Origin of the sequence: Salinicola halophilus (assembly GCF_003206155.1) — a bacterium.
In the GTDB taxonomy this organism is placed as follows: Bacteria; Pseudomonadota; Gammaproteobacteria; order Pseudomonadales; family Halomonadaceae; genus Salinicola; species Salinicola halophilus.
This window is the reverse complement of sequence record NZ_PZJV01000001.1, coordinates 603,264-615,515: the sequence shown is the minus strand read 5'-3', so window position 1 is coordinate 615,515 and position 12,252 is coordinate 603,264. Positions and strand designations below refer to the sequence as shown.

Here is a 12,252-nt window from a genome sequence, read left to right as displayed (position 1 = left end):
GCGACCAGGCCGTGCCGTCTCCTGAGTGCGACTGCCGTCACGGCAGTCGCTCGGCTATCCGCGCGGTGTGATCCCTTCGATACCGAGCCGCGAGGGCTTCGGCGTCTTAGTGGAACATCGCGCTGACGGATTCTTCGTTGCTGACGCGGCGGATGGCCTCGGCGATGAGGCCGGCGACCGTCAATTGACGAATCTGACCGCTGCGACGCGCAGCTTCGGAAAGCGGTATGGTATCGGCAACCACGAGTTCGTCAAGCACCGACCCGCTAATATTGTCGACCGCCGGCCCCGAGAGGATGGGGTGCGTGGCATAGGCCACCACGCGACGCGCGCCGTGATCCTTGAGTGCCTCGGCCGCCTTGCACAGGGTGCCGGCGGTATCGACCATGTCGTCGACCACCACGCAGGTGCGATCCTGTATGTCGCCGATGATGTGCATCACCTGCGCCTGATTGGCCTGAGGCCGACGCTTGTCGATGATCGCCAGGTCGACGTTGAGCTGCTTGGCGATCGCGCGGGCGCGCACTACGCCGCCGACGTCCGGGGAGACGACGACCAGGTTGTCGTAGTTCTGACGCTCGATGTCGTCGAGCAGGATCGGCGAGCCGTAGACGTTGTCCACTGGGACGTCGAAGAAGCCCTGGATCTGGTCGGCGTGCAGATCCATCGTCATCACGCGATCGACGCCTGCCTTGACCATCATGTCGGCGACGACCTTGGCCGAGATCGGCACGCGCGCGGAACGAACTCGGCGATCCTGACGCGCGTAGCCGAAGTAAGGGACCACGGCGGTGATTCGCGTGGCCGAGGCGCGACGAAGCGCGTCGACCATCAGGATCAGCTCCATCAGGTTGTCGTTGGTCGGCGCGCAGGTCGACTGCAGGATGAAGACATCCTTGCCGCGCACGTTTTCGTTGATCTCGACGGCGATCTCGCCATCGCTGAACTGACCGACCGTGGCATGGCCGAGCCGGTTGTCGAGACTCTCGGCAACTTTCGACGCGAGGGCGACGTTGGCGTTACCGGTGAAAACCATCAATTTAGACACGCGCAGCCACCTTTGAGAGCTTTAGAGGGTCGGTAGGGAGTCGATTTGCGTTGAAGCGAGCGAGTCTGCAGAGGGAACTCGGGGAGAGCGGCGAGAGCTCATGATCCGATGTCGAGCCGGCGCGAGCGAACACGTCTCCCTGGCGAGTCTCTCGACCCGGGGAACGAACGTCGAAGCGGCGGGAGAAGCCATGGCGGCGCCGGTAGGGAAGTCGTGTGGACTGAATGGCCATCGCGTCCCGGTTTCCGTATGCAGGCTTTGGAATAGCGAAGAGATGGCTGGGGTACCAGGATTCGAACCTGGGAATGCCGGTACCAGAAACCGGTGCCTTACCACTTGGCTATACCCCAGCAATGTCGGTAGCGCACATTATGCGCAAAGGCGCTGACCGTTGACCAGTCGTGCACGTAAAACCAGTCTCGAGTCGCTGTTGGCTAAGAGAAAATGACGATAATCCTTTCATCTCTCTTCGCGCGATCGCGGCTCACGTGCAGCCTCGGTCGAGCTTCAAGGTGCGATGCAGCGGTGAGCGATTGCAGCCGCGAGCCTTGAAGACCTGCCATTCGCTCGGCGCATTGCGCAGGGCCTCTTCGGCCAGGGCGTCGTCGAGCGGACAGAAGACGCAAGCGCCTGTCCCGGTAAGCATGGCCGGCCCGTACTGCGAAAGCCAGGCAATGGCACGGTCGACCTCGGGATAGAGCGCACGAACGCTGCTTTCGCAGTCGTTGCGCCACACCGTCTCGGGGGTGGCCCCGTCGAGTGCGTGGCGCATACTAATGGCGAGGCTATGACGTGTCAAACCGGGGTCGTTGAAGACGGCTGCAGTGGAAACGCTGACCCCAGGATGCACGATGACGAACGCCGTTTCATCGAGCCGAACCGGATTCAGGCGCTCGCCGATACCCTCGGCCCAGGCACTGTCGCCACGCACGAAGACCGGCACATCGGCCCCGAGTTCGAGGCCGATCTCGGCCAGACGATCGAGTCCGAGCCCCAAGCCCCATAGCTGATCGAGACCGACGAGCGTCGTCGCGGCATCGGAACTGCCGCCGCCCAAGCCCCCGCCCAGAGGGAGACGCTTGTCGAGCACGATGTCGACCCCATTGCCGGTACCACTGATCGTCTGTAGCCGCTGTGCGGCCTTGACCACCAGATTGTCGTCGTGAGCGACGCCTTCCAGTGCCGATGACAGCTTGATCTGTCCGTCATCGCGGCGGGTGAAGTGCAGGGTGTCCGCAAGATCGAGCAGCTGAAAAAGCGTCTGCAGATCGTGATAGCCATCGTCGCGACGCCCGGTGATCCGCAGCAGGCGGTTGAGCTTCGCCGGCGCGGGCAGCGATAGCGTATTGGGGCGGTCCGTCTGCGCGTCGACCGGCATCATGGCGTTGCGTCGGCCGTGTCTGGCCGCCACTCATTGACCACCAGCGTGGCGCGGACGTCGTCGTAGGTCATGACCAGACGTCGCGGTAGCCAGAGGTCGCCGGCATAGGTCCAGTCCCGATATTCGATACGCCAGCCCGCCTGTTGCAGCGCTTTGGGGAAGCCGAGCTCGTCAGGCGTAGTTTCGAATGCCGTTCCCGGCGCCGGTAGACCGCGCACCCAGTAATCGAGGGCCGAAATCGGCAACGACCAGCCCAGCTGCTGCTGCATCAGGGCTTCGGGCGAGGCGGCCGTGAAAGTGCCGTCACCGGTGGTCAGCTCGACCGAGCCTTCACGGCCTTCGAGCACGCTACGCCCGGTGCCGAACGGTCCGCTGATCAGCATCCGATAGTGCTGCGGCGTCTGGGACCAGTCGAGATTGGCGCTGGTACTGTCATCCGGTGTGCGCAGCCCGACCTTGCCCGCGATCTCCCAGGTATCGAGTGCGACCAGATCATTCTGCTGGCGCTCCCAGTCGTCGCCCTGGCGGGGGACGTCGGGAACCGGCGCCTGACCGGCGCAGCCGGCTAGCCAGAGTGCAAGGCAAAGGGCCCCTAAGGGCCGGTAGCGGCGCCATGGCCGGGGAAAGGGGAGATACGGTCGATCATTGGCCGGTAGACGCGTCGGCATGGGGACGTCCTGTCGAAATCGGAGAAGAGGGTGGCGCAAGTTCGGGATGCCGGCGGAGCAGATCGTCGATGGCCGGATGCGTATCGCTGTTCGCCATCGCCGCGTCGATCACGCGCCTTGCCTCGGCGGCCTGGCCGAGCGTCAGCAGCGCCTCGGCGAGATGGGCAGCGATCTCCTGGTCGGGAACTTTGTCGTAAGCGCGCCGGAGGTAGTCGAGTGCCTTCTGCGTCTCACCGAGTCGGAAATGGATCCAGCCAAGGCTATCCATGATCGCCGGGCTATCGGGATCGATGGCGGCCGCCCGCTCGACAAGGGGAAGCGCTTCGTCCAATCGATCGGTTTCCGTCGCCAGGGTGTAGCCAAGGGCGTTGAGTGCAGCGGCATCGTTGGGATCGCGCTCGATGATCTGACGAAGTGTCGCCAGCATTCGGGGAACGTTGCCCTGCGTGTAGTCCCGCATGGCGCGGGTATAGAGAAGATCGCCGTCGTTGGGCGCTTGGGTTAGCGCATCGCTGAGTAGCGCATCCGCCGCCTGCGTCTGGTCTGCCGCATCCAGCGCCTCGATACCCAGCTGTGTCAGCGTCGAGCGCTGACGCGTGTGCCGGAGCGACTCGATGCGGACGAACTCCTGAAGGGTCGCGTAGCGCGCATCGCGTGCCAGCATTCGAATCGCCAGCGCTCGTGATTCATTGAAACCCGGGCCAGGGGGGACCTGGCGGTAATAGAGCAGCGCGTTGTCCGCCTCCCCCCGAGATTCGGCGATGCTCGCCAGCAGTAGATAGGCGCCGGGCGGCGTGTCGTCGCGATCCAGCAGTGGCAGCAGCAGTCGTTGCGCCGCGTCCGGTGCGGCAGACTGCAGGTAGAGCCGGGCGAGCGCGATGCGAAGCGTGGGGTTGTCGGGGTAGCGCTTGAGCAGACGATCGATCTGCGCCTCGGCGGCCGGAATGTCACCGCGGGCGATCGCACTTTGCGATAGCGCCAGCAGGAAACGGCTGTCACTCGGGGCGAGGGCGAGCCCGCGCTGGGCGGCGGCTTCGGCGAGGCCAGTGTCACCCGCGCCCAGCGCGATCTGAGACTGTACCAGCCAGAGTTCCGCCGATACGGTCGTCGTCGCGGCCAGATGGTCGAGGCGAGCCAGCGCCGCCGCGGGATCACCGCCGACGGCTTCGAGTCTCGCCATCGCGAGACCTGCATCGAGATCGGTAGGATGGCCAGCGACGTAGTCGCGCAGTGGCGCAATGAGTTCGTCGATGGCCGCGCCGGACTCGAGCGCCAGATCGATGAACGACAGTAGCTCGGCCTCTCCCCCCTGACGGGCGAGTTCGAGGCGATGTCCCAAGGCGGCGGGCCAGTCGCCGCGATCGATGGCAATGCCCGACAGCAGAGCCTCCGGCCCATCGTCTTCGGGGGCGAGACGCTGCCACAGGGCGGCGGTCTGGGTGAGCAGGTCGGTGTCTTCGGTATAGCGCGCCGCGAGCGTCGCCCGCTCGGCGAGCGCCGGCGAGCGATAGCGCTCGGCAGCGCCTTGATAGCCGAGCGCGGCGCGACGAAAATTGCCGCGCTGACCTGCCATCTCCGCGAGCAGCACGTCGGATAGCCCCTGGGCGTCGAAGCCGCGGGTGATCGGCGGCGCGTTGCGCAGAGGATCCTGATCTGAAGACGCGGTGGAATCGGCCGACATGCCTTGGCAGCCGGTCAGCAGCGCCGCGCAGCCGGCGGCGTAGAACAGACGTTTGGACATGCCGTCCTCGGGATCGATCGGTGGCTCAAGCATACCCGGTGAATGCGGCGGGTCAATCGGCGCCGCGGGCGGTTTGGCGGTGCCGAGTGCACCGGCGCAAAACGCTTGCCTGCTAAGCGTTCTTCGGTTGTGCTAAAATGGCGTCGCCGCGAGGGCAGGGTTGGACGACACGCGACGTTGCAAGAGGCGAGGGGCCGCAAAGGCTAGCGTCTCGAGAAACAGGCGTCTCGGATTCGAGCCGGTGTCGTCATCCGTTCGACCGGGACCTGCGTAACGACGCACGAGGCCCCGTATTCGGCCCGCCCCGTTTCGGCGAGCCTCTCGACGGCTGCCGCCGGTGTGCGACCGGGCCCAAGCGGCTCCGGCCTCCCAGGTGTCATTCGGGTGAATCGATGCCGGCGGCTCGACCCATGCAAGATTATCGACTGTGATTTCATGACGCTGCTAGCTCTGGGTATCAATCACAAGACCGCCGCGGTGGACATGCGCGAGCGGGTCGCTTTCTCACCGTCGCAGTACGCGGCGGCGCTGGGGCAGCTGCGTGCGCTACCGGACGTGCATGAAGCGGCGGTACTTTCGACGTGCAACCGTACCGAGCTCTACTGCGTCACCGCCGATGGCGGCGAGAGTCAGCTGCTGGAGTGGTTGAGCAGCTTTCACGGCATGGCCGCTCATGAGCTGCTCAATAGCGCCTATCACTACCACGAAGGCGAAGCCGCCCGGCATCTCATGCGCGTGGCCGCCGGGCTCGACTCGATGGTGCTGGGCGAGCCGCAGATTCTCGGCCAGCTAAAGGATGCCTATCAGCTTGCCCGCGAGCACGCCGGTCTCGGTAGTGAGCTGGAGCGGCTGTTCCAGCAGACCTTCTCGATCGCCAAGCAGGTGCGTACCGAGACATCGATCGGCGAGAACCCGGTTTCGGTTGCCTACGCCGCGGTGAGTCTCGCCAGCCGAATCTTCGACGACTTCGGCCGCGCCCGGGCGTTGCTGATCGGTGCCGGCGAGACAGTGGAGCTCGTGGCCCGACATCTGCGCGAGGCGGGAATTCTGGGGATCACGGTGGCCAACCGTACGCTGGCCCGTGCGGAGGCGCTTGCCGACGACTGCGGGGGCAAGGCGATCGAACTCGGCGGCATTCCCCAGGCGCTGGAGCAGGCGGACATCGTCATCGCTTCCACTGCAAGCGATCTGCCCATTCTGGGCAAGGGGATGGTCGAGCGGGCGCTCAAGGTGCGCCGACATCGGCCCATCTTCATGGTCGACATCGCCGTGCCCCGCGATATCGAGCCCGAGGTGGGCGATCTCGACGACGTCTTTCTCTACAGCGTCGATGACCTGCAACAGGTGATCGCCGAGAACCGGCGCCATCGCGAGGTCGCTGCGCATCAGGCGGAGCGACTCATCGAGCAGGGCGTCGAGCACTGGCTTCACGAGCGTCGCGTGCGCGGCGCGGGCGATCTGATTCGGCGCTATCGTCAGCACGGCGAGTCGCTGCGTCGCGACGCCGAAGCACAGGCGCTCGCACAGCTGGCGCGAGGCGAGGACCCCGAGACGGTCATCAAGCGGCTTTCGCATCAGCTCGCCAACAAGCTCATGCACGGTCCGACCCTGCGACTTCGCGAGGCCTCGGGCGAGTCACGCCAAGACATCATTCAGGCGGCCGACAGCTTGCTGATCGACGCCTCAGCAACGACACAGGATTCCGCATGAAAGCGTCTCTGCGCGAACGACTGGACGCCTTCCAGGACCGCTTCGAGGAGCTGTCCGCGCTACTTTCCGAACCCGATACCATCGCCGACCAGGCCCGCTTTCGCAGTTATTCCCGCGAGTATGCCGAACTCGAGCCGGTGGTTGAGTCATGGCTCCAGTATCGCCGGACCGAAGGTGACATCGATGCCGCCGAACAGATGCGACACGACAGCGACCCCGAGATGCGCGAGCTCGCCGAAGAGGAGTGGCTCGCCGCCCGCGCGACTCTGGAGGAGCAGGAGGCCGAGCTCAAACGTCAGCTGGTGCCCAAGGATCCCGACGACGCCAGCAACGTCTTCCTCGAGGTCCGAGCGGGTACCGGCGGGGACGAAGCGGCACTGTTCGCCGGCGATCTCTTTCGCATGTACGCCCGCTACGCCGAGCGTCGTGGCTGGGGCGTGGAGGTCGTCAGCGCCAATCACGGCGAGCACGGCGGTTACAAGGAGGTCATCGCCCGCATCAAGGGGGATAACGTCTATGCCATGCTCAAGTTCGAATCCGGCGCACACCGCGTTCAGCGCGTTCCCGCCACCGAATCCCAGGGGCGTATTCATACCTCGGCCTGCACCGTAGCGGTGATGCCGGAAGCGAGCGAAGTCGGCGATATCGACATCAACGCCAACGACCTGCGCGTGGATACGTTTCGCTCGAGCGGCGCCGGCGGTCAGCACGTCAATACCACCGACTCGGCGATCCGGATCACTCATCTGCCGTCCGGTGTCGTGGTGGAGTGCCAGGAAGAGCGCAGTCAGCACAAGAACCGCGCCAAGGCGATGTCGCTGCTGGCGGCGCGGCTCAAGCAGTCGGCGGTGGACAGCCAGCGTCAGCAGCAGGCGGACACGCGCCGCTCGCTGGTCGGCTCCGGCGATCGCAGCGAGCGCATCCGGACCTATAACTTTCCCCAAGGGCGGCTCACCGATCACCGCATCAATCTCACGCTCTACAAGCTGGGGGAGGTGGTCGGGGGCGATCTCGACGAAGTGCTGGTGCCGTTAATCAACGAGTATCAGGCCGATCAGCTGGCGGCGCTGCAGGGCGATGCCTGAGACTCGTCCGCCGCTTACGGTCGATGAGGCGCTGCGGCGAGCCTCGGGTCGCCTCACTGAGAGCGACTCGGCGCGGCTCGATGCCGAGCTCCTTCTGATGCACGTGCTCGGCGTGGGGCGAACCTGGCTCTACACCTGGGGCGATCGCCCTCTCGATGCCGATGCGCAAGACCGCTTCGACGCTCTGCTCGCTCGGCGCGAGGCGGGGTGGCCGGTTGCCTATCTCGTCGGCCGGCGAGAGTTCTGGGGGCTCGAACTGGATACCACGGCGGCGACGCTCATTCCGCGTCCCGATACCGAGCGTCTGGTCGAGGCGGCGCTGGCCTCGGCGCCACGGCAAGCGGGAGCACTGCTCGATCTCGGCACCGGTACCGGCGCGGTGGCGCTGGCCTTTGCCTGCGAGCGGCCCGGATGGCGGGTCAGCGCTGTCGACGACTCCGCCGACGCGGTGGCGCTGGCGGCGGCCAACGCCGAACGGCTCGGCCTTGAGGTCGAGGTGATGATCAGTGACTGGTTCTCCGCGCTCGCCGGACGTCGATTCGACGTCATCGTCTCCAATCCCCCCTATATCGCCGACGACGACCCGCACTTGACTCGAGGAGACGTGCGGTTCGAGCCACGCAGCGCGCTGGTCGCCGACGCTGACGGTTTCGCCGCTCTCGAGACGCTCGTCATCGGCGCTCGTACGCATCTGAACGTCGGCGGCTGGCTCTGGCTCGAACACGGATTCGAACAAGGGGCGACGCTCCGGCGACGCCTCGAGCACCACGGCTATCGCGACGTCGCGACCTTCGAAGATCTGGGCGGCCGCGAGCGGGTGACCGGCGGCCGCTGGGACGGTGAGCCGCAAAAGCGGTGACGGGAGACATTACCCGACGCTCCCTCGCGCTGCGTGGCTGACCCGGTCGGGCTCGGCGATGACCCGCCCGGGAACCGTTCGGCGGGGGCGTTCGCGAGGACCGATGGGCTCGGCGCGCAGCTGTAGGCGTCCGCGACACGCAGCGGTGGATGTCCGCGACGCGCAGCTGTGATAGTACTAACGCGCCGACCCCGCCGGTGCCAGGCGGGCGGGGTCGACGTTTCTCGATCCACTGGCTGGAACAATGACAGCAATGAAAGCCAAATCGCGCTCGCTCGACCGTATCGATCTCAACATTCTGCGCTGTCTTCAGGACAACGCGCGCATCTCCTATGTCGATCTCGCCACTCAGGTGGGGTTGTCGACCACGCCGTGTCTCGAGCGGGTCAAACGACTTGAACGCGCCGGCGTCATTCGTGGCTACCGGGCGCTGCTCGATCCCAAGGCGCTCAAGTCGAATCTGCTGGTGTTCGTCGAGATCAGTCTCAGCACGCAGTCGCCAGCGGTGTTCGACGAGTTTCGTCGGGCCGTTGCCGAGCTGCCGCAGATCCAGGAGTGCCACCTCGTATCGGGCCAGTTCGACTACATTCTCAAATGTCGCATTCCCGAGATGTCCGCCTATCGTCAGCTTCTCGGCGACGTGGTACTGACCCTGCCCGGGGTCAAGGAGTCGAAGAGCTACGTGGTGATGGAGGAGGTCAAAGAGGCCCTGTCGCTACCCATTCCCGAACTCGAGGCGATCGACGAGCGCTGAGTCGGGTACGCCCCCTCGATTCGCGCCTTTGCCCGCTCCGATCCACTTCCGACGTAACCCGCGAGAGGCCATGAACGACGACCAGCTACTTCGCTACAGCCGCCATATCCTGCTCGACGAGATCGATGTCGAGGGGCAGACGCGTCTGCTCGAGTCGCACGCGCTCATCGTCGGGGCCGGCGGGCTGGGCTCACCGGCGGTGCTCTACCTGGCAGCTTCCGGCGTAGGGCGACTGACCGTCGCCGATGACGACGTCGTCGAGCGCTCCAATCTGCAGCGCCAGATCGCGCATACCGAGGCCTCACTGGGGTCTGGCAAGGCCGCCTCCGCCGCCAAAGCGGCACTGGCACTCAATGGCGACTGCCGGATCGAAGCGCTGCCGAGCCGACTGGCCGGCGAGGCACTGCTCGCTGCGGTGGCGCAGGCGGATGTCGTACTCGACTGCACGGACCGCTTCTCCAGCCGTTTTCCGATCAATCGCGCCTGCGTTGAGACCGCGACACCTCTGGTCAGCGGGGCTGCCATCCGCTTCTCCGGTCAGCTCGCGGTGTTCGATCCCCGAGTTGCCGAGGGCCCTTGTTACGCCTGCCTGTATGGCGATGAGGCGGGCGAGGATGCCCTCAGCTGCGCCGAAAGCGGTGTGGTGTCACCGTTAGTCGGCGTCATCGGCAGCTTCCAGGCGCTGGAGGCGCTCAAGCTCTTGAGTGGGGCGGGTGTCTCGCATCGGGGGCTTTCGACCTTCGACGGGCTTCGCGGCGAGTGGCGGCGTTTCGAGCTGCCGCGTGATCCACACTGTCCGGTCTGTCAGCTACGCTCGGCTGACTGAAGCGACTCCCTTTCGAGAATCGTCTGCCAGCGTGCGTCACGACGGCCATCGCCCGAGCGCCCGAGATATTCGTCCAGGAAGAGCCGCCACTCTTCGCCCCCCCACTGAGTCAAGCGACGAGCGAAGCGCTGAACGTCACGGCGGCGCTCGTGGCGCGGGTTGATCAGTGGCCGCGCCTTTTCCAGATCGATGAAACAGGCGGCGAAGCCATGCGTGGCGGCCGCATCGGGGCGCAAGAACACATGCTTGGCGTACAGGCTGCCGTGGCGCCAGCGTCTGGCGTGCAGTCGGCGCAGGAGTGCCGCACAGCTGACGACGATCGACCGGCGAATCGGCTGTGAAAGCGCTTCCCACTGCTCATTGAGCGAGACGAGATCGGTGTAGTCTTCCAGTTCCGGCGTTGCCAGGATCGCCTCCCAGTTATGGTCGCGGCGGCGCTCGGCATGGTAGGCAACGGTCAGCGCTGGAATATCCAAGCGATGAAACGTCTCGATATTGCGCACTTCGCGCGAGAATGTCGGCTCGCCGAGAGGTCGACGCAGGCTGCGCCCGAGGTGATTGGTCTGTCGCTTCAAGAAAAAGGTACGAGTGGGCAGGCCCGGCGCATCGAGCGTCAACCGCGTTACTTCGGAGTGACCGCCGCGCTCGCGGTTAGGCAGATCGACCGGCTCGAGCGTCAGCGCCCATAACGCGTCGAAATCCGTCAGGCCATGGTGTGCAAAATAAGGGCGGTAGGTGGGAGAAATTGTCGGGTCCACGTGAGGTCTCGGTAGCCGGCGGTCGTTCGGTAGGCCGACGAGTCGCTGCGGAATGGGTTCCCGATGCGCTCGTCCGAAAGCGACGATACCATTAATTTAAGCGGGGCTTAAGATTTGCCATGAGCGTTTCGTTACCGCGCAGCTACTACCACGCTACCCGCCAGCTCGACTTGGCTTCGACAAGCGCTCTCCAAGGGGATGAGACGACAGATATCTGCATCGTCGGCGGTGGCGTGACCGGCTGCTCGGCGGCGCTGCACCTGGCCGAGCGCGGCTATCGAGTCGTTCTGTTGGAGGCTGGGGAGATCGGACACGGTGCGTCGGGGCGCAGTGGCGGCCAGATACTGCCGGGCTTCGGCACCGAAATGCCGGCGATCGAAAACGCCGTCGGGCTGGATGCCGCGCGTCGTCTCTGGGCGATGAGCTGCGAAGCCGTCGACCTCACCGAGCGCCTGATCGCGCGCCACGATATTCCCTGCGATCTGCGTCATGGCTACGTCCATGCGGCGGTGAAACCCCGCCACGCCAAGGCCATGCAGGCGCATACCGAGCGCATGGCAAAGATCTACGGCTATACCGGTGAGCGCTGGCTCGACCGGGATGCCCTTCGCGATCACGTGCGTACCGATGCCTACCTTGGCGGACTTTTCGATGCTGCCGGTGGCCACCTTCATCCGCTCAACTACACGCTCGGCCTGGCGCGCGCCGCCGAGCGCGCGGGGGCGACGTTGCTCGCTCGCTCCCCGGTCACGCGAGTCGAGCGTGGCGACGTCACGCGGGTCATGACGGCCAGTGGCTGCGTGCGGTGTAACGCCGTCGTCGTCGCCTGTAACGCCTACCTGAACGGGCTGGTTCCGCAGCTCGATGGCCGCATCATGCGAGTCAGCAATTACATCATCGCCACCGAGCCGCTCGACGCGGCGCTCGCCTCCCGCATTCTGCCGAGCGATCCGGCGGTCTCGGATGCCAATTTCGTGCTCGACTACTACCGGCTCTCCGCCGATCGGCGCCTGCTCTACGGTGGCGAGGTGAGCTACAGCGGCCGCGAGCCCCGCGCGCTCGATCGACGCATGCGCGAGAAAATGAGCGCGCTCTTTCCGGCGCTGACGGGAACGCGAATCGATTATCGCTGGGGAGGAGACGTCGGCATCACACTCAACCGGGCGCCGGATTTCGGGCGCCTCGGCGACACGCTCTATTACGCGCACGGCTACTCGGGGCACGGCATGGCGCTGGCGGGGCTGGCGGGGTGTCTGCTGGCGGAAGCGATCGACGGCGAGCCGGCGCGGTTCGACGAGATGGCGGCGATCCCCCACCGGCGGTTTCCGGGGGGCGAACGCCTGCGAGTGCCACTGCTCGCGCTGGCGACCACGTTCTATCGCCTGCGTGACCGCTGGTGAAAGCTGGCAGCCGGTACTTGAG

11 protein-coding genes and 1 tRNA gene are annotated in these 12,252 nt (G+C 65.5%); 6 read left to right on the top strand and 6 right to left on the bottom strand.

What is annotated here, in order from left to right; all coding sequences use genetic code 11:
* Positions 1-106: 106 nt before the first annotated feature.
* The 5 genes from DOM33_RS02880 to DOM33_RS02860 all read right to left on the bottom strand — a co-directional run bounded on the left by DOM33_RS02880 (position 107) and on the right by DOM33_RS02860 (position 4,838).
* Entirely contained in the window at positions 107-1,048 is a 942-nt protein-coding gene (locus DOM33_RS02880) for a ribose-phosphate pyrophosphokinase (RefSeq protein ID WP_188112401.1), read from the bottom strand.
* A gap of 275 nt (positions 1,049-1,323) precedes the next feature.
* Positions 1,324-1,398, bottom strand: a tRNA-Gln gene (locus DOM33_RS02875).
* A 134-nt stretch (positions 1,399-1,532) separates the two neighbouring features.
* Positions 1,533-2,429: a 4-(cytidine 5'-diphospho)-2-C-methyl-D-erythritol kinase gene (gene ispE / locus DOM33_RS02870; protein WP_239495241.1), complete on the bottom strand. Its 897-nt coding sequence runs from the start codon at positions 2,427-2,429 to the stop codon at positions 1,533-1,535.
* On the bottom strand, positions 2,426-3,097 hold the full coding sequence (gene lolB / locus DOM33_RS02865) for a lipoprotein insertase outer membrane protein LolB (RefSeq protein ID WP_110665637.1): 672 nt from the start codon (positions 3,095-3,097) through the stop codon (positions 2,426-2,428). Before lolB ends, ispE begins: the two co-directional genes overlap by 4 nt.
* The gene (locus tag DOM33_RS02860; RefSeq protein ID WP_110665635.1) at positions 3,072-4,838 is read right to left on the bottom strand and encodes a tetratricopeptide repeat protein; all 1,767 of its coding nucleotides are present in this window, start codon (positions 4,836-4,838) and stop codon (positions 3,072-3,074) included. The genes lolB and DOM33_RS02860 overlap by 26 nt, the downstream gene beginning before the upstream one ends.
* 435 nt (positions 4,839-5,273) lie before the next feature.
* Here DOM33_RS02860 and hemA point away from each other — a divergent pair, with 435 nt between their 5' ends.
* From hemA to DOM33_RS02835, 5 genes are all read left to right on the top strand, one after another.
* The gene (gene hemA / locus DOM33_RS02855) at positions 5,274-6,548 is read left to right on the top strand and encodes a glutamyl-tRNA reductase (protein WP_110665633.1); all 1,275 of its coding nucleotides are present in this window, start codon (positions 5,274-5,276) and stop codon (positions 6,546-6,548) included.
* A complete protein-coding gene (gene prfA, locus DOM33_RS02850) occupies positions 6,545-7,633 on the top strand; it encodes a peptide chain release factor 1 (RefSeq protein ID WP_110665632.1) in 1,089 nt (362 codons plus the stop codon). The genes hemA and prfA overlap by 4 nt, the downstream gene beginning before the upstream one ends.
* Positions 7,626-8,492 (top strand): peptide chain release factor N(5)-glutamine methyltransferase, encoded by an 867-nt coding sequence (prmC, locus tag DOM33_RS02845; protein ID WP_110665630.1) that lies wholly within the window; start codon positions 7,626-7,628, stop codon positions 8,490-8,492. The genes prfA and prmC overlap by 8 nt, the downstream gene beginning before the upstream one ends.
* A 253-nt stretch (positions 8,493-8,745) precedes the next feature.
* Positions 8,746-9,246 (top strand): Lrp/AsnC ligand binding domain-containing protein, encoded by a 501-nt coding sequence (locus tag DOM33_RS02840; RefSeq protein WP_110665628.1) that lies wholly within the window; start codon positions 8,746-8,748, stop codon positions 9,244-9,246.
* Between the two features lie 70 nt (positions 9,247-9,316).
* A complete protein-coding gene (locus tag DOM33_RS02835; RefSeq protein WP_110665627.1) occupies positions 9,317-10,072 on the top strand; it encodes a HesA/MoeB/ThiF family protein in 756 nt (251 codons plus the stop codon).
* Here DOM33_RS02835 and DOM33_RS02830 read toward each other — a convergent pair.
* Complete coding sequence (locus DOM33_RS02830) at positions 10,051-10,830, bottom strand: lipopolysaccharide kinase InaA family protein (protein WP_162617868.1); 780 nt, start codon at positions 10,828-10,830, stop codon at positions 10,051-10,053. The genes DOM33_RS02835 and DOM33_RS02830 overlap by 22 nt on opposite strands.
* A 119-nt stretch (positions 10,831-10,949) precedes the next feature.
* Between DOM33_RS02830 and DOM33_RS02825 the strand changes: the two genes are divergently transcribed.
* Positions 10,950-12,230 (top strand): NAD(P)/FAD-dependent oxidoreductase, encoded by a 1,281-nt coding sequence (locus DOM33_RS02825; protein WP_110665623.1) that lies wholly within the window; start codon positions 10,950-10,952, stop codon positions 12,228-12,230.
* Positions 12,231-12,252: the final 22 nt, after the last annotated feature.

Bases quoted from the DNA above. Each gene is read 5' to 3' on its own strand.
- DOM33_RS02860 (WP_110665635.1), bottom strand. From the start codon at position 4,838: ATGTCCAAACGTCTGTTCTACGCCGCCGGCTGCGCGGCGCTGCTGACC.
- DOM33_RS02840 (WP_110665628.1), top strand. From the start codon at position 8,746: ATGAAAGCCAAATCGCGCTCGCTCGACCGTATCGATCTCAACATTCTG.
- ispE (WP_239495241.1), bottom strand. From the start codon at position 2,429: ATGATGCCGGTCGACGCGCAGACGGACCGCCCCAATACGCTATCGCTG.
- hemA (WP_110665633.1), top strand. From the start codon at position 5,274: ATGACGCTGCTAGCTCTGGGTATCAATCACAAGACCGCCGCGGTGGAC.
- prmC (WP_110665630.1), top strand. From the start codon at position 7,626: ATGCCTGAGACTCGTCCGCCGCTTACGGTCGATGAGGCGCTGCGGCGA.
- DOM33_RS02825 (WP_110665623.1), top strand. From the start codon at position 10,950: ATGAGCGTTTCGTTACCGCGCAGCTACTACCACGCTACCCGCCAGCTC.
- lolB (WP_110665637.1), bottom strand. From the start codon at position 3,097: ATGCCGACGCGTCTACCGGCCAATGATCGACCGTATCTCCCCTTTCCC.
- DOM33_RS02835 (WP_110665627.1), top strand. From the start codon at position 9,317: ATGAACGACGACCAGCTACTTCGCTACAGCCGCCATATCCTGCTCGAC.
- prfA (WP_110665632.1), top strand. From the start codon at position 6,545: ATGAAAGCGTCTCTGCGCGAACGACTGGACGCCTTCCAGGACCGCTTC.